Origin of the sequence: Streptomyces sp. NPDC046716 (assembly GCF_040645755.1) — a bacterium.
Classification (GTDB): Bacteria; Actinomycetota; Actinomycetes; order Streptomycetales; family Streptomycetaceae; genus Streptomyces.
On record NZ_JBEYYU010000022.1, the window covers coordinates 71421 to 88599 of the forward strand.

General features: G+C 72.1%; 15 protein-coding genes. 14 read left to right on the plus strand and 1 reads right to left on the minus strand.

What is annotated here, in order from left to right; genetic code table 11:
- Positions 1–5 precede the first annotated feature (5 nt).
- Genes ABZ930_RS18475 through ABZ930_RS18535 form a run of 13 tightly spaced genes read left to right on the plus strand, consistent with a single transcriptional unit; the run spans position 6 to position 14428 of the window.
- The gene (locus ABZ930_RS18475; protein ID WP_361548923.1) at positions 6–1550 is read left to right on the plus strand and encodes a right-handed parallel beta-helix repeat-containing protein; all 1545 of its coding nucleotides are present in this window, start codon (positions 6–8) and stop codon (positions 1548–1550) included.
- A 1-nt stretch (position 1551) separates the two neighbouring features.
- Positions 1552–2847, plus strand: coding sequence for an O-antigen ligase domain-containing protein (locus tag ABZ930_RS18480; RefSeq protein WP_361548925.1), 1296 nt, complete (start codon positions 1552–1554; stop codon positions 2845–2847).
- Positions 2848–2849: 2 nt separating this feature from the next.
- Entirely contained in the window at positions 2850–4091 is a 1242-nt protein-coding gene (locus tag ABZ930_RS18485; RefSeq protein WP_361548927.1) for a glycosyltransferase family 4 protein, read from the plus strand.
- Positions 4088–5341 (plus strand): class I SAM-dependent methyltransferase, encoded by a 1254-nt coding sequence (locus ABZ930_RS18490; protein ID WP_361548929.1) that lies wholly within the window; start codon positions 4088–4090, stop codon positions 5339–5341. The genes ABZ930_RS18485 and ABZ930_RS18490 overlap by 4 nt, the downstream gene beginning before the upstream one ends.
- On the plus strand, positions 5338–6132 hold the full coding sequence (locus ABZ930_RS18495) for a glucose-1-phosphate cytidylyltransferase (protein WP_361548930.1): 795 nt from the start codon (positions 5338–5340) through the stop codon (positions 6130–6132). The genes ABZ930_RS18490 and ABZ930_RS18495 overlap by 4 nt, the downstream gene beginning before the upstream one ends.
- A complete protein-coding gene (locus ABZ930_RS18500; protein WP_361548932.1) occupies positions 6129–6776 on the plus strand; it encodes a PIG-L deacetylase family protein in 648 nt (215 codons plus the stop codon). The genes ABZ930_RS18495 and ABZ930_RS18500 overlap by 4 nt, the downstream gene beginning before the upstream one ends.
- Before the next feature lie 3 nt (positions 6777–6779).
- Positions 6780–7805: an SDR family oxidoreductase gene (locus ABZ930_RS18505; protein ID WP_361548934.1), complete on the plus strand. Its 1026-nt coding sequence runs from the start codon at positions 6780–6782 to the stop codon at positions 7803–7805.
- On the plus strand, positions 7793–9076 hold the full coding sequence (locus ABZ930_RS18510; RefSeq protein WP_361548936.1) for a DUF4910 domain-containing protein: 1284 nt from the start codon (positions 7793–7795) through the stop codon (positions 9074–9076). The genes ABZ930_RS18505 and ABZ930_RS18510 overlap by 13 nt, the downstream gene beginning before the upstream one ends.
- Complete coding sequence (locus ABZ930_RS18515) at positions 9073–10374, plus strand: hypothetical protein (protein WP_361548938.1); 1302 nt, start codon at positions 9073–9075, stop codon at positions 10372–10374. The genes ABZ930_RS18510 and ABZ930_RS18515 overlap by 4 nt, the downstream gene beginning before the upstream one ends.
- Entirely contained in the window at positions 10371–11318 is a 948-nt protein-coding gene (locus tag ABZ930_RS18520) for a glycosyltransferase family 2 protein (RefSeq protein ID WP_361548940.1), read from the plus strand. Before ABZ930_RS18515 ends, ABZ930_RS18520 begins: the two co-directional genes overlap by 4 nt.
- A complete protein-coding gene (locus tag ABZ930_RS18525) occupies positions 11315–12547 on the plus strand; it encodes a polysaccharide pyruvyl transferase family protein (RefSeq protein ID WP_361548942.1) in 1233 nt (410 codons plus the stop codon). The genes ABZ930_RS18520 and ABZ930_RS18525 overlap by 4 nt, the downstream gene beginning before the upstream one ends.
- Positions 12544–13095 (plus strand): dTDP-4-dehydrorhamnose 3,5-epimerase, encoded by a 552-nt coding sequence (gene rfbC, locus ABZ930_RS18530; protein WP_361548944.1) that lies wholly within the window; start codon positions 12544–12546, stop codon positions 13093–13095. The genes ABZ930_RS18525 and rfbC overlap by 4 nt, the downstream gene beginning before the upstream one ends.
- Before the next feature lie 7 nt (positions 13096–13102).
- Positions 13103–14428 (plus strand): glutamate-1-semialdehyde 2,1-aminomutase, encoded by a 1326-nt coding sequence (locus ABZ930_RS18535; protein ID WP_361548946.1) that lies wholly within the window; start codon positions 13103–13105, stop codon positions 14426–14428.
- Positions 14429–14435: 7 nt separating this feature from the next.
- On the opposite strand, the gene ABZ930_RS18540 is transcribed toward ABZ930_RS18535, so the two are convergent.
- Positions 14436–15083 (minus strand): phosphatase PAP2 family protein, encoded by a 648-nt coding sequence (locus ABZ930_RS18540; protein WP_361549031.1) that lies wholly within the window; start codon positions 15081–15083, stop codon positions 14436–14438.
- A 342-nt stretch (positions 15084–15425) separates the two neighbouring features.
- Between ABZ930_RS18540 and ABZ930_RS18545 the strand changes: the two genes are divergently transcribed.
- Positions 15426–17132 carry a serine/threonine-protein kinase gene (locus tag ABZ930_RS18545; protein ID WP_361548948.1) on the plus strand — a complete coding sequence of 569 codons (1707 nt, stop codon included), beginning with the start codon at positions 15426–15428 and terminating at the stop codon, positions 17130–17132.
- Positions 17133–17179: the final 47 nt, after the last annotated feature.

Here is a 17179-nt window from a genome sequence, read left to right on the forward strand (position 1 = left end):
GGCACGTGGGCTACAAGAGACGGCACTGGGCGCTGGCGGTGGCACCGCTGGCGCTGGCCCTGCTGGCGACGGCCGGCTGCGACAGCACGTCGACGTCGGACACCGGGGCGAAGCCGAAGAGCACACCGTCGTCCGCCGCACCGTCGAAGACACCGGTCGCCCGGGTGTGCGCCGCGCCGCCCGCCGGGCCGGAGAAGGCACCGGCCGGCGCGGTCACGATCGACCCCAAGAAGGTCGGCGACCTGGCGGCGAAGACCAAGAGCAGCCCCGCGCACACCACGTTCTGGCTGCGCCCGGGCAAGCACCGCCTCGACCCGGACCGGTACGCCCAGGTCATCCCGAAGAAGGGCGACCGCTACCTCGGGGCGCCCGACGCGGTGCTCGACGGCCGCGGGAAGAACCAGTACGCGTTCGGCGGCACGGCCCGCGACGTCACCATCAGCCACCTGACCGTGCAGCGTTTCGTGGCCCCGCCCGACGAGGGTGTCGTTAACCACGACTCGGCCGACGGCTGGGTGATCGAGCACAGCACGATCCAGGACAACTCCGGCGCCGCACTGATGGCCGGCGCCCGCCAGCAGGTCCGCTCCAACTGCCTGCGCGACAACGGCCAGTACGGCATGAACGCGTACAAGTCCGCCGGGCGGATCACCGGCCTGGTCGTCGAGGGCAACGAGATCGTCGGCAACAACACCGGCGACTGGGAGCGCAGGCGCAAGGGCTGCGGCTGCACCGGAGGCATCAAGTTCTGGGCCGTCGACGGCGCCGACGTGCGCGGCAACTGGGTGCACGACAACCGCGGAACGGGTCTGTGGGCGGACACCAACAACAACGACTTCCGCATCGAGGACAACGTCCTGGAAGAGAACGACGGTGCCGCGCTGATCTACGAGACCAGCTACAACGCGGTCATCCGGAACAACGTCGTCCGGCGCAACAACTGGGTGGAGGGCCGCAAGGCGGCGAAGAGCGGCGACACCTTCCCGTTCGCCACGGTCTATCTGTCGGAGTCCGGGGGCGAACCACGGATCAAGGCCCGGACCGACAAGATCGACATCTACGGGAACCTGCTGGAGGACAACTGGTCCGGGATCACCCTCTGGGAGAACGCCGACCGGTTCTGCAACAGCCCCGCCAACACCTCCTCCGGCGACTGCACCCTGCTGGTGAAGAAGACCGAGCAGTGCGCCGAACCGGCCATAGGGAAGGCGCCGCTCTACGCCGACTGCCGGTGGAAGACCCAGCGGGTGGACATCCACGACAACCGCTTCGTGCTCCACAAGTCCATCGTCAAGTGCACGGTGAAGTGCGACCGGATGGCGGTCCTCGCCAACTACGGCACCTATCCCGACTGGTCGCCCTACCAGGGCGAGAAGGTCGCCGAGGCGATCACTCACAAGCAGGACAACCGCTGGCACGACAACGTCTACAGCGGACCGTGGAAGTTCGTCGTCCAGGACCAGAGCAAGGTGATCGACTTCTCCCAGTGGAAGAGCCGCAGCTTCCGGCAGGACAAGGGAAGCACCCTCGACCCGCGGTCGGGTGGTTGAGATGACGGCACTCCAGGCCCCGGCGCCCGACACCGAGCGGCGCCCCGTGGGCACCCCGAGGCTCGCCGGCGTCGCCTGGGGGCTGCTGATCCTCAACACGCTCGGCTCCGCCGGCGCGAAGACGATCATCCCGCTGCCCCGCTCCCTCATCCAGATGGCCACCATGGGCGCCCTGGTCGCCGCGTTCGCCCTCGCGCTCGCGGTCAACCTCAAGCTGCGGTTCCGGCCCAGCGCCTACGTGCTCCTGCTCAGCCTGCTGCTGGTCCCGAGCGTGCTCTCCAGCGTGCACCTGGAGTCCGGGCTCGGCGCCCTGTTCCGCTGCACCCGGCTCGCCCTCTTCGTCGGCACACTGTGGCTGCTCACCCGCTGGTGGGACGGCGGCCTGACGTTCGTCCGGCACCACATCCGGGTCTACTTCGCCGTGCTCGGAACGGTGGCCGCGGGCCTGGTGATCTCACCCGGAGCGGCGCTGCCCGAGATCTACGGCGGACGGCTCGTCGGCGCGCTGTGGCCGCTCACCCCGCCGCAGATCGGCCAGTACGCGGCAGTGATCATCGGGCTCACCGTGCTGCTGCTCCTGGGCCGGCGGACCGACCGCAGGAGCGCGGCGGTGATCATCGTCCCGTCGCTCGTCCTGCTCCTGCTGACCCACACCAGGACGGCCACGCTCGGCCTGCTCATCGGACTGGTCCTCGCGATCGGCTCGCTGCTGCTGACCAGCGCCGCCGCCCGCCGGTTCTTCACCTGGACGGTGGTCGTCGTCACGATCGGCGCCGTGGTCTTCGCGGGCGCGCTCCAGGCGTGGTTCCTGCGCGGGCAGAGCCAGGAGAACTTCTCCAACCTCACCGGGCGCGCCAAGGTCTGGGACGCCCTGCTCGCCGCGCCCAGGTCGGTCTCGCAGGAACTGTTCGGCGTGGGCCTGGGCGACAAGTCGTTCGGCGGACTGCCCATCGACAACAGCTGGCTGGCCGTCTACAACGAACAGGGCCTGGTCGGCGTGACCATCGTCGCGGTGATCATCGTGGTCCTGGCCGGGGTCGCGCTGCTGCGGCCACCGTCGCTGCAGCGGGCCTGCGCGATCTTCCTCATCAGCTACTGCTCGATCGCCTCGTACACCGAGGCCGGACTCGGGGACGCCTCGCCGTACCTGCTCCATCTCGCCCTGGCCGCGGCCCTGTTGGCCGCACCGGTTCAGCAGCCGCCGCTCCAGCCGCCCGTGCTGCCGGCGCAGCAGCAGGCGCGCACCAAGGACCGCCCCTACATCCCGCGCTGGGCCCGTCGACCGGAGGTGACCTGAGCATGCACGTCCTCGTGGTGCACAACCGCTATGCCTCGGCGCAGCCGAGCGGGGAGAACAAGGTCGTCGACCAGGAGGTGGAGCTGCTGCGCTCCGCCGGTCACCGGGTCGAGCTGTACGAGCGGCGCAGTGACGACATCGCCGCCAAGTCCCTGCCGGGCAAGGCCGCGCTGCCGTTCCTCGTGCCGTGGAACCCTGCCGTCCGCGCGGACCTCACCCGCAGGCTGCGCGCCGACCGGCCGGACGTCGTCCACGTCCACAACGTCTTCCCGCTGCTGTCGCCCGCGGTCCTCGCGGCCTGCGCCGACGCCGGTGTGCCCGCCGTCGCCACGCTGCACAACTACACACAGGTCTGCCCGCCCGGCACGCTCCAGCGCGACGGCGCCGCGTGCACCGAGTGCGTGGGGGGCTCGGCGCTGCCCGCCGTCCGGCACGGCTGCTACCGCAACTCCCGGCTCGCGACCGTCCCGCTCGCGGTCAGCCTGTCGGTCAACCGGCGCCGCTGGTGGTCCGGGGTGGAGCGCTTCCTGTGCATCTCCGCGGCGCAGCGCGACGTGCTGGCCGCGGCGGGGATGCCGGCCGAACGCCTGGCGGTGAAGCACAACTTCGTTCCCGAGCCGGGCAGTCACCGGACGGGGGAGGGCGAGCACCTGCTCTTCCTCGGCCGGCTCGCCGAGGCCAAGGGGCTCCGGCTGCTGATGGCCGCCTGGGACGAACTCGCGGCCGACGGCGGTCCTGGCGTGCCGCTCGTCATCGCCGGCACCGGTCCGCTGGAGCGCGAGGTGAGCGACTGGGCGGCGGGCCGTGACGACGTGCGCTACGCCGGTCTGCTGGACACGGCGGAGTGCCGCAAGGCGGTCGCCCGGGCGGTCGCCGTGGTGGCTCCCTCGACGTGGCTGGAGGCCTTCGGCCTGGTGGCCGTCGAGGCGATGGCGGCCGGGGTGCCGGTCGTCGCCGCCGGGCACGGCGCCTTCGTCGAACTCGTCGAGGACGGCGTCACCGGGGTGCTGCACCGGCCCGGCGACGCCGCCTCGCTCGCTTCCGGCCTAAGGCGGATCGCGGCCGACCCGGTCCGCAACCAGGAGATGGGCCGGGCCGCCCGGGACCGCTACGAGCGGGGCTTCAGCCCGGCCGTCGGCCTGGAGCGCCTGGAGGAGGAGTACCGCACCGCGATCGCGGGGCGGTCAGCACAGACTCGCGGCGGGGACACCCGCGCGAGCAGGGGGGATGGGGAAAGTACATGACACGATGCCGACTCTGCGGCTCGGAAGCCATGGCGAGCGTCGTCGACCTTGGGGCGACACCGCCGTGCGAGAGCTTCCTCGCCGCTGACCGACTGGACCAGCCGGAGCCGGCGTACCCGCTCCATCTGCGGGTCTGCACCGACTGCTGGCTGGCGCAGATCCCGCCGCTCATCACGCCCGAGGAGACGTTCAAGGAGTACGCGTACTTCTCCTCGTTCTCCACCTCCTGGGTGGAGCACGCGCGTACCTTCGTCGCCGACGCCGTGGAGCGGGCGGGTCTCGGCGCCGACGCCTTCGTCGTCGAGGTGGCGAGCAACGACGGCTACCTGCTGAAGCACGTCGTGGACCGCGACATCCGCTGCCTCGGCATCGAGCCGTCGGTCAACGTCGGCGCCGCGGCCCGGGACGCGGGCGTGCCCACGCTCACCGAGTTCCTGAGCCCGGAGACCGGCGCCGCGGTGCGTGCCGAACACGGCCCGGCGAACCTGGTCGTGGCCAACAACGTGTACGCGCACATCCCCGACGTCATCGGATTCACCCAGGGCCTGCGCGCGCTGGTCGCCGACGACGGCTGGGTCTCCATTGAGGTGCAGCACCTGCTGACCCTGATCGAGGAGAACCAGTACGACACGATCTACCACGAGCACTTCCAGTACTACACGGTCGCGTCCGCGATCCGGGCCCTGGCCAGCGGCGGACTCACCCTCGTCGACGTCGAGCTGCTGCCCACCCACGGCGGCTCCATCCGGCTGTGGGCCCGCCCCGCCGAGGCGGCCGGCGAGCCGTCGCAGCGGGTGACCGACGTCCTGGCCCGCGAGAAGGCCGCCGGACTCCAGGAGCTCTCCGGGTACACCGAGTTCTCGGCCCGCGTCGCCAAGGTCCGCCGGGACCTGCTGCGGTTCCTCATCGACGCGGCCGACCGCGGCGAGACCGTCGTCGGCTACGGCGCCCCCGGCAAGGGCAACACCCTGCTCAACCACTGCGGCATCCGGCCCGACCTGCTCGCGTACACGGTCGACCGCAACCCGTACAAGCACGGCCGGTACACCCCGGGCACCCGCATCCCGATCCTCGAGCCCGAGCAGATCGCCGCCGACAAGCCGGACTACGTCCTCGTCCTGCCCTGGAACCTGCGGGCCGAACTGGTCGAGCAGCTCTCCTTCGTCCACGACTGGGGCGGCCGGCTCGTCTTCCCCATCCCGGAACTCAGCGTCGTCGAGGGCGCGTCCTCGAAGGAGGTCACAGCATGAAGGTCGTTCTCTTCTGCGGCGGCTACGGGATGCGGATGCGCAGCGGTGCCACCGACGACGTCCCCAAGCCGATGGCGATGGTCGGCCCCCGGCCGCTGATCTGGCACGTCATGCGCTACTACGCGCACTTCGGGCACACCGAGTTCATCCTGTGCCTGGGCTACGGCGCGCACCACATCAAGGAGTTCTTCCTCAACTACGAGGAGACGACGTCCAACGACTTCGTGCTCCGCGGCGGCCGCACCGAGCTGCTCTCCACCGACATCTCCGACTGGACGATCACCTTCGCCCAGACCGGCATCGAGTCCCCGATCGGCGAGCGGCTGCGCCGGGTGCGCCACCACCTGGACGGCGACGAGATGTTCCTCGCCAACTACGCAGACGTGCTCACCGACGCCCCGCTGCCGGAGATGATCGACCGGTTCGCCGAGCGCGACGCGGGCGCCTCGATGATGGTGGTCCCGCCCCAGTCCTCCTTCCACTGTGTGGAGCTCGCCGAGGACGGCCTGGTGGGCGGCATCACCGCGGTGAGCGACATGCCCCTGTGGGAGAACGGTGGCTACTTCGTGCTCCGCCAGGAGGTCTTCGACCACATACCGGAGAACGGCGACCTCGTCGCCGACGGCTGCGGCCAACTGGCCAAACAGGGACGGCTTGTGGCGCACCGGCACCGCGGCTTCTGGAAGCCGACCGACACGGTCAAGGAGCGCGCCGCCCTCGACGCCTCCTACGCGCGGGGCGACCGCCCGTGGGCCGTGTGGGAGCACGACACCGCCGGGGTACGCGCGTGATCCGGCTCGGGGCCGGACCCCTCGACCGCATCGTCGCCGTGGGCGCCCACTGCGACGACATCACCATCGGGGCAGGCGGCACCCTGCTGTCGATGTGCCGTGCGCGGCCCGGCCTGCGGGTCGACGCGCTGGTGCTCTCCGGCGGCGGCACCGACCGCGAGCAGGAGGAGCGGGCCGCGCTCGCCGCCTTCTGCCCGGGCGCCGATCTGCGGCTGACCGTCGACAAGATGCCGGACGGCCGCTTCCCGGCGCACTGGGCGGACGCCAAGGCCGCGGTCGAGGAACTGCGCGAGCGGACCGACCCCGACCTGATCCTCGCCCCGCGCACCGACGACGCCCACCAGGACCACAGCGGTCTGGCCCGGCTGATGACCACGGCCTTCCGCGACCACCTCGTGCTGGGCTACGAGATCGTCAAGTGGGACGGCGATCTCGGCCGGCCGTCCGCGTACCAGCCGCTGTCGCCGGAGACCGCCGAACAGAAGATCGCGCTGCTGCAGGAGCACTACCCCTCGCAGCGGCACCGGCCCTGGTACGACCGCGAGGCCTTCCTCGGCCTCGCCCGCATTCGCGGTATCGAATGCCACGAGCGCTACGCCGAGGCGTTCACCGTCACCAAACTCACGCTCGACCTGGGGGATTGAACCTTGCGCGTACTGCTGACCGGACACCAGGGCTACCTGGGCACCGTCATGGCCCCGGTCCTCTCCGCCGCCGGACACGACGTCGTCGGCCTCGACGCCGGACTGTTCGCCGACTGCGTCCTCGGACCCGTGCCCGACGACCCGCAGGGGCACCGGGTGGACCTGCGCGACGTCACCGCCGAGCACCTGGCCGGTGTCGACGCCGTCATCCACCTGGCCGCGCTGTCCAACGACCCGCTCGGCTCCCTGGCACCCGAACTCACCTACGACATCAACCACCACGCGTCCGTGCGGCTGGCCCGGCTCGCCCGCGAGGCGGGAGTACGCCGCTTCCTCTACGCGTCGACCTGCTCCGTCTACGGCGCCGCCGGCGGCGACGACCTGGTCGCCGAGGACGCCCCGCTGCGCCCGGTGACGCCGTACGCGGAGTCCAAGGTGCGGGTGGAGGACGACCTGCACGCGCTTGCCGACGACGACTTCACCCCCGTCTACATGCGCAACGCCACCGCGTTCGGCTACTCGCCCCGGCTGCGCGCCGACATCGTCCTCAACAACCTGGTCGGGCACGCGCTGCTGTCCGGCGAGGTCCTCGTCCTCTCCGACGGCTCGCCCTGGCGCCCGCTGGTGCACGCCGCCGACATCGCGCGGGCCTTCACCGCTGCGCTGACCGCGCCGCGCGAGGCGGTGCACGACCGGGCGTTCAACATCGGCACCGAGGCCAACAACGTCACCGTCGCCGAGATCGCCGAGCAGGTCGCCCAGGCGGTCGCCGGCGTGAAGGTGCGGATCACCGGGGAGCACGGCGCCGACCCGCGCTCGTACCGCGTGGACTTCGCCCGCTTCCGCGCCGCGATCCCCGGCTTCGACTGCGAGTGGACGGTGGAGCGCGGCGCCCTCGAACTCGCCGACAAGTACCGCGAGCACAAGCTGACCCGGGAGGACTTCGAGCAGCGCTTCACCCGGCTCGCCGTGCTGCGCGCGGCGTCCGCGGCCGGCTCCGTCGACGACACCCTGCGGTGGCGCCGATGACCTCGGCCGGCGAGGAGATGCATGCTCTGGTGGAGCGGATGTACCCGCTCTGCCGGAGCATCACCGGCGACGGCGTGCGCGCCACCCTGGACATCGTCGGGGAGTACGTCCCGCTCCAGGTGCACGAGGTGCCGACCGGGACGCAGGTGCTCGACTGGACGGTGCCGCAGGAGTGGAACATCCGGGACGCGTACATCGCCGACGGCACCGGCCGGAGGGTCGTCGACTTCGCGGCGTCCAGCCTGCACGTGCTCGGCTACAGCGTCCCGGTGCACCGGACCATGCCGCTCGCCGAACTCCGCGAACACCTGCACACCCTGCCCGACCGGCCGAAGTGGGTTCCCTACCGGACCAGTTACTACAAGCCGGAGTGGGGATTCTGCCTCGCCCAGGAGACGCTGGACGCACTGCCCGACGGCGACTACGAGGTGCGGATCGACTCCACGCTCGCCGACGGGCACCTCACCTACGCCGAGCACGTGGTCCCCGGCCAGGTGCCCGACGAGGTGATCGTCTCCTGCCACGTCTGCCACCCGTCGCTGGCCAACGACAACCTGGCCGGCATCGCCGTGGCGACGTTCCTGGCCCGGGAACTGGCGGAGCGGAACCCGTACTACACCTACCGGTTCATCTACGCGCCCGGCACCGTCGGAGCCATCACCTGGCTCGCCCGCAATGCCGAGCGGGTCGAGCGGGTCAAGCACGGACTCGTGCTGGCCTGCGCGGGGGACAGGGGCCAGCTCACGTACAAGCAGAGCCGACGCGGCGACGCCGAGATCGACCGCGTCCTGCGGCACGTGCTGCGCACGTCCGAACGCCCGCACCAGGTCAACGAGTTCACGCCGTACGGATACGACGAGCGGCAGTACTGCTCGCCCGGTTTCGACCTCGGCGTGGGCTCGCTCACCCGCACCCCGTACGCCGGCTATCCGGAGTACCACACCTCCGCGGACGACCTGGACTTCGTCTCCCCGGAGGCGATGACGGACACCCTCGCCGTGATCCGCGAGGCGTTCGCCGTCCTCGACCGCAACCGCAGCTACGTCAACCTCAGCCCGTACGGCGAACCGCAGTTGGGGCGGCGCGGACTGTACGACGCGCTCGGCGGCCGCAGCGACACCAAGCAGGCGCAGATGGCCATGCTCTGGGTGCTCAACCTCTCGGACGGCGAGCACAGCCTGCTCGACGTCGCCGAGCGCTCCGGACTGCCCTTCGACACCGTCGCCGCCGCGGCCGACGCCCTGCACGGCGCCGGACTGGTCAAAGCATGACGCCGATGACCACCGAGGGGGAGAACGCGAAGAGCACACCGAAACCGGCGGGTTCGGCGAAGAAGGCCCTGCTCGGACGGCTGTCCTGGGGCCTCGCCGACCAGGCGGCCTCCAGCATCTCCAACTTCGTGGTGGGCATCTACGTGGCGCGCTCGCTCGGGGTCACCGCGTTCGGCGTGTTCAGCCTCGCCTGGGTCACCTACGGCGTGGTGCTCAACATCTCGCGCGGCCTCGCCACCGACCCGCTCGTCGTCCGCTTCAGCGGCGTCTCGGACACCTCCTGGCGCGGGGCGGTGGCCCGCTCCACGGGCACCGCGGTCGTCGTCGGCTCCGCCATCGGCGTGGTCTGCCTGGTCGCCGGGCTCGGTCTCGGCGGCCGGGTGGGGCCCGCGTTCGCCTGCCTCGGCGTCATGCTCCCCGGACTGCTGCTCCAGGACGCCTGGCGGTACTCGTTCTTCGCCGCGGGCGTCGGACGCAAGGCGTTCCTGAACGACGTCGTGTGGGGCGTGGCCCTCGTCCCGGCCATGGTCGTGGCGGCCCGCGTCGACACCGTGGCCGCCTTCGTCCTGGCCTGGGGCGCGTCCGCCACCGTGGCGGGCGCCTACGGCTACCTCCAGTCCGGCATCCTGCCCCGGGTCACCCGGGCCCGCGGCTGGCTGCGCGAACAGCGCGACCTCGGCTACCGCTACCTCGTCGAGAACACCTGCCTGAGCGGCGCCAGCCAGGTGCGGGCCTACGGGCTCGGCGCGATCGTCGGGGTCAGCGCGGTCGGCGCGGTGCGCGGCGCGGAACTCCTGATGGGTCCGTTCCTCGCCGTCCTGATGGGCCTCTCGCTCGTCACCGTCCCCGAAGCGGCCCGGGTACTGCGGCAGGCCCCGCGGCGCCTCGGCAGGTTCTGCCTCCTCCTCGGCGGCGGCCAGGCCGTCGGGGCGCTGCTGTGGGGCACGGCGCTGCTCCTGATGCCGGACCGGGCCGGCGAACTCGTCCTCGGCGACGTCTGGACCTCCGCCTCCCGGCTCATCGTGCCGATCACTCTCGGCGTCGCCGGCGCCGGGCTCGGCACCGGCGCGGCGGCCGGACTCCGCGCGCTCGGCGCCGCCCGGCTGAGCCTGCGCTCCCAGCTGTTCGCCTCCGCCTGCTACGTCGGCGGCGGCCTCGGCGGAGCCGTCGCCGGCGGCACGGTCGGCTCGGCCTGGGGCGTCGCCGTCGCGACGCTGATCGGCTCCGCCGTGTGGTGGCTGTCCCTGCGCTCGGGCCTGCGCCACCACCACCCCATTCCCGAAGTGAGGACCACATGACCCCCCACCCCAGGCTGAGCGTCGGCCTGCCCGTCTACAACGGCGAGGAGTATCTGGCCGAGTCCCTCGACGCCCTGCTCGGCCAGACCTACGAGGACTTCGAGCTGATCATCTCGGACAACGCCTCCACCGACGGCACCCAGGACATCTGCCGCCTGTACGCGGCCAAGGACTCCCGGATCCGCTACCAGCGGCTGCCCCGCAACATCGGCGCCACCCCGAACCACAACCGGCTGCTCGACGAGGCGCGCGGCGAACTGTTCAAGTGGGCCTCCCACGACGACCTGTACGGCCGCGACCTGCTGCGCCTGTGCGTGGAGGCGCTCGACGAACGGCCCGACGTGATCCTCGCCCACACCGACCAGGCGGTCATCGACGGCGACGGCAAGGTGACGGTCCCCTACGAGTACACGCTCGCCACCGGCTCGCCGCACGCGCCGGAGCGCTTCCGCAGCCTGCTCTTCGAGCCGGGCGGCGACGACTTCTACGGCGTCCTGCGCACCGACGTGCTGCGCCGGGTCAAGGCCATGGACAGCTACCACCACGCGGACCGCACCTACGTCGCCGAGATCACCCTGCACGGCCGCTTCCACCAGGTGCCCGAACTGCTGTACTTCCGCCGCGACCACCCGGGCCGCGCCGAGCGGGCCAACCCCTCCAAGCGCTCCCGGTGCGTCAACCTCGACCCGCGCCGGGCCGGCCCGCTGCACCCGACGCCCCGGCTGCTCGCCGAATACCTCTGGGGCTTCGCCTCGTCGATCCGCCGCGCACCGCTGTCCCCGGCCGACCGGCGCGCCTGCTACCGCCATCTGACCGCCTGGATGACCAGCCGCGTGCGGCCCGGCGCCGGTGAACGCGTCGAGGACCGCGCCCCCGTCGACCCCGCACACCTCACGGTCTCCGTCGACGACCTCGTCGCGGGACGCGAGGGGAAGCGGCCATGACCAGAACACCCCAGCAGCCCCCGCGCGTAGGGGTGTTCGGGCTGCTCGGCTCCGGCAACCTCGGCAACGACGGATCGCTCGAAGCCGTCCTCGGCTACCTCCGCACCGACCACCCGGACGCCGAGGTGGACGCGCTGTGCGGCGGACCCGAGGCCGTGACGGCCCGCTTCGGCATCCCCGCGACACGGCTGCACTGGAACCGCGCGGAGTACCGCACCGCCTCCCGCGCGGGCGCCGTCGTGTCGAAGGGGCTCGGCAAACTCGTCGACGTCTTCCGCACCGCGGCCTGGGTGCGTCGGCACGATGTCGTGATCGTCCCGGGCATGGGCGTCCTGGAGGCCACCCTCCCGCTGCGGCCGTGGGGATTCCCGTACTCACTGTTCCTGCTCTGCGCGAGCGGCCGGCTGCTGCGCACCCCGGTCGCGCTGGTCAGCGTCGGCGCCGGCGAGATCCGCAGCCGCCCCACCCGCGCCCTGGTGCGCTGGTCCGCACGGTGCGCCGCCTACCGCTCGTACCGGGACGCCCCCTCCCGCGACGCGATGCGGGCCATGGGCGTGGACACCGGCCGCGACGAGGTCTACCCGGACCTCGCGTTCTCCCTGCCCGCGCCGCGCGCGGGCACGCCCGCCGGGTCGCCCGGCACGGTCTGTCTCGGCGTCATGGACTTCCACGGCGGCAACGACGACCGGGCACAGGCCGACGAGATCCACCGCCGCTACCTCGACGGCACCGTCCGCTTCGTGCGCACCCTGACCGACGAGGGCCGGCCGGTCCGCCTCCTCACCGGCGACCAGTGCGACACGGCGGTGGTCACCGCGATCCTCGACGCCGTCGACTCACCCCTGGTCACCGCCGCCGAACCGGCCTCGCTGACCGACCTCATGGACGAGATGGCAGCCGCCGACACGGTCGTCGCGGTCCGCTACCACAACCTGATCTGCGCCCTGAAGACCGCGACACCCGTCCTCGCCCTCTGCTACGCCACGAAGAGCGAGGCGCTCATGGAGCGGATGGGCCTCGGCGCGTACTGCCACCCGGCGCGCGAGGTCGACGCCGACCGGCTGCTCGAACAGTTCCGCGCGCTGGAGAAGCACTCGGCCGAACTGCGGCGGACGCTCATCGAGAGCAACCGCACCGCGGCGGAGCAACTCCGCGACCAGTTCACCGCGTTGACCACCACCCTCTTCCCGGCGAAAACCCACGCCCAGGCCCTGCGGGAGACAGCATGAAGGCGACCGAAGTCCCCGAGATCGCGGGGGCGTTCCTGCTCGAACCGACACCGCACGCCGACGAACGCGGCTTCTTCTGCCGCACCTTCGACGCCGAGGTGATCCGCTCGGTGGGCCTCGACCCGAACGCCTTCGTCCAGGACAGCGTGTCCCGCACGGCGCGGGGCGTGGTGCGCGGCCTGCACCTGCGCTCGGGCGCCGGTGAGGCCAAGCTGGTGCGCTGCTCGCACGGAGCGATCTTCGACGTCGTCGTGGACCTGCGCCCCGAGTCGCCGACCTACCGCAACCGCGCCACCTTCGAGCTGTCCGGCGACACCCAGAAGACCCTGTACATCCCGGCGGGTTGCGCGCACGGCTTCCAGGCGCTCACCGAGACCGCCGACACCTCGTACCGCATCGACCGGCCCCACGACCCGTCCGAGGACGTGACGATCGCCTTCGACGACCCGGAGTTCGCCATCGCCTGGCCGCTGCCGGTCACGTCGATGTCTCCGCGCGACCGGGAGGCACCCCGTCTCGCCGAGATCCTGAAACTCCAGAGAGGATAAAGTCGGCTTGCACCAGAACGACATCTCGCTGCCCCTATCCCTGGCGGCGAACGAGCGACTGCACGCGCTGATCCCCGGAGGCGCACACACGTACGCCAAGGGCGACGACCAGTACCCCGAGGACCTGGCCCCGGTCATCAGTCACGGCCGGGGCGCGCAGGTCTGGGACGTCGACGGCAACCGCTACGTCGAGTACGGCTCCGGCCTGCGCTCGGTCAGCCTCGGCCACGCCCATCCGAAGGTGCTGGAGGCGGTCCGCCGCGAACTGGACCGGGGCAGCAACTTCGTCCGGCCGTCCATCCTGGAGGTCGAGGCCGCCGAGTGCTTCCTCGCCACCGTGCCGACCGCCGAGATGGTGAAGTTCGCGAAGAACGGCTCCGACGTGACCACCGCCGCGGTGCGGCTGGCCCGCGCCGTCACCGGGCGTCCGCGCGTGGCCATCTGCGCGGACCAGCCGTTCTTCTCCGTCGACGACTGGTTCATCGGCACCACACCGATGTCCTCCGGCATTCCGGAGGCGATCAACGAACTCACCGTGACGTTCCCGTACGGAGACCTGGCCGCCACCGAGGAACTGCTGACCCGGTACCGGGACGAGATCGCCTGCCTGATCCTCGAACCCGCGGGCCACACCGAGCCGCCGGACGGCTATCTCGCGGGCCTGCGCGAACTGGCCGACCGGCACGGCTGCCTCCTGGTCTTCGACGAGATGATCACCGGTCTGCGCTGGTCGGAGGCGGGCGCCCAGGGCCTCTACGGCGTGGTCCCCGACCTCTCCACGTTCGGCAAGGCGCTGGGCAACGGGTTCGCGGTCTCCGCGCTGGCCGGGCGCCGCGACCTGATGGAGCGCGGCGGCCTGCGGCACGCACAGGAGCGGGTGTTCCTGCTGTCCACCACCCATGGCGCGGAGACCCACTCGCTGGCGGCCGCGATGGCCGTCCTCACCACCTACGTGGAGGAGGGCATCACGGCCCGGCTGCACGCCCTCGGTGAGCGGCTGGCGGCCGGCGTGCGCGAGGCCGCGGCGACGGCGGGCGTCGGGGACCATGTCGTCGTCCGCGGCCGGGCCAGCAACCTCGTCTTCGGCACCCTCGACGAGAAGCTGCGGCCGTCACAGGAGTACCGCACGCTCTTCCTGCGGCAACTCCTCGCGGGCGGGGTGCTGGCGCCGTCGTTCGTGGTGAGCAGTGCGCTCACCGACGCCGACGTCGACCAGACCGTCGACGCGGTCGCCCAGGCGTGCACGGTCTACCGCAAGGCGCTGGACGCGGGGGACCCCGCTCCCTGGCTCGGCGGGCGGCCGGTCAAACCCGTCTTCCGGCGCCTGGCGTGACGGGAGGTCAGCGACGCACCGGGAGGCCGGCACCGGACATCCGGCCGGCCGTCCGGTCCACCAGCCAGCCCGTCGCGGGGACCACGGCGAGCGCGGTGCACCAGCCGCCCAGGACGTCCGTCGGATAGTGCGCGCCCAGGGCGACCTGGGCCCAGCCCATCGCGGCGCCGCAGACCAGCGCGGTGCCGAGCACCAGCGCGAGGCCCGCGCTCCTGCCGAGACCGAGCAGACCGGCCACGAGCAGCGCCACCGCGACCGCGAGCGCGGTGGCGAAGGCGGTGTGCCCGCTCGGGTACGACAGGTTCCCGGGCCCGTGAATGGTGCGTCCCACCACCTGCTTGAGCAGCGTCGTCACCACCACGGACGCCACCGTGCCCGTGACGACGAGGACTGCGGCGCGCGGCCTGCGCAGCAGCACACAGACCGCCATCACGGCCGAGACCAGCGCGATCGAGCCCACGGGCTCCCCGAAGAAGTCGAGGGCCAGGGCGACGCGCCGCCACGGCTGCCCCACACTGTCCGCCGTCGGATCGACGAACCACCTGTCCACGGTGCCGGGTTCGCTGTGCCCCGCGTACAGGACGGCGACACCGGCGACCACCAGCGCGGCGAGCACGGCGACGAGGCCGAGCCACGCGCGCGACGGCCGGTGCAGCGCCGGGGGCGCCGGGCGGCCGGGCCCGTCCTGTCCCGCACCGCCCGGATGGCCTTCGTGTCCGCCGTCCAGATCCGCTTCCGCCAGGCGATCCAACGCGAGCTCCCTGTCGTGTCCGGTCGTCCGGCGACCATCATCACCCCTCGGACGCCGATCCGGTGCCGGAAACCGGATGATTCGTCAGGTGATGTGCTCCGCCCGGGGACCAGCTTGTTTCAACACTGTGCAAGAGTTACGAGTCGGTGCGAGTCTGCGGCGAACAGACATCCACAAGCGCTTGCTGGGGTCATGATGTCTGCCCTGCGTGCACGGGGCGCGGGTGAACTTTGGGGGATGGGACCGGTGACAGGAATACAGGCGACCGGGGCGGGCGATCCGGAACACATCGGTCCTTATCGAGTGGTGGGCCGGCTGGGCGCGGGCGGCATGGGGCGGGTGTACCTGGCGCGCTCCAAGGGCGGCCGCGCCGTCGCGGTGAAGGTGGTCCGTCCCGAACTGGCGGAGGACGGTGAGTTCCGGGCGCGGTTCGCGCGCGAGGTCGCCGCGGCCCGCCGGGTGAACGGGGTGTTCACCGCGGGCGTGGTGGACGCGGACACCGAGGCGGACCCGCCCTGGCTGGCCACCGCCTATGTGCCGGGACTCTCGCTCGACACCGCGGTGGCCCGGCACGGAGCGTGGGGAGCCACCCAGGTGGCCACGCTCGCGGCGGGACTGGCGGAGGCGCTGGAGGCCATCCACGGCGCGGGGCTCGTGCACCGCGACCTGAAGCCGTCGAACGTCCTGCTGGCGGCCGACGGACCCCGGGTCATCGACTTCGGTATCTCGACGGCGTCCGAGGCGAGCGCGATCACCCGGACGGGAGTCGTGATCGGGACGCCCGGCTTCATGTCGCCCGAGCAGCTGACCGGCGAGCGGGTCGGACCGGCCAGCGACGTGTTCGCGCTGGGCGCGGTCCTCGCGTTCACCGCGTCCGGCTCGGGCCCCTTCGGCACGGGATCGGCGCAGGGACTCATGTACCGGGTCGTGCACGGCGAGCCCGGCCTCGACGCGGTCCCCGCCGAGCTGCGGCCGCTGCTCGCCCGGTGCCTGGCCAAGAACCCGCTGGCCCGGCCGCAGGTCGGGGAGCTGCTTGCGGAGCTGACCGACGTGGCGGGCGCGGCCCGCACGACGCTGCTGTTCACCGGCGCGGACTGGCTCCCGGCACCGGTCGCGGAAGGACTGCGGAAGGCGTCCGGCGGCGCCGTGGGCAGTCCCGTCCCCGACACGCCGGCCCCGCCCCGGACCCCGCCCCCGTACGGGGCCTCGACCCTCACCGGTCCCGGCCCGCACACCCCGCCGGTACCGCCGACGCCACCGCCCGCCTACACGCCCACGGCGTTCGCCGGGACGCCTCCGGGCGGCTTCGGGGCTCCCTCGGGGAACTTCGGGCCGCCGATGGCGACCCGTCCCGCGCCGCTGCCCGGTCCGCAGGGCACTCCGTCGGGGGGCCGCCGCGCGGGAGTGATCGCCGCGGTCGCCGCCGGGGTGCTGGTCCTCGGGCTGGTCGCCTGGAAGGCGGACGCCGTCTTCGGCGGGTCGTCGGACGCCGGTTCCGGTTCGAGCGCGTCGCCGAGCTACTCGTACTCGCCCGTATCGCCGGCGCCTTCGGTCTCCGTGCCCGCGGTGCCCGCGTCGGAGAGCCCGTCCTACCGCCCGTCCTACTCCAGCGGCACGCAGAACCTGTCCGGCAAGTGGAACGGCAGCTACATCTGCAACCAGGGCATCACGGGCCTGTCGCTCACCATCGAGCAGCACAGCGACGGCACCGCCGACGCGGTGTTCTCCTTCTACCCCGCCCCGTCGAACCCCGGGGTGCCCCGTGGCTCGTTCGCGATGAAGGGGACGCTGACGGGACGTGTGCTGACCCTGAAGGCCAGCCGCTGGATCGACCGGCCGTCCGACTTCGATCCGGTGGACCTGTCGGCCGTCTACGACTCCTCGACCCCGGATCATCTGGACGGGCTGATCCTCGGGGGGAACTGCTCGACGTTCTCGACCGAGCGGTCCTGACGGCACGGGCCCGCTCGGGCTGCGCCGCGCGCACTGTGCCGGACCGG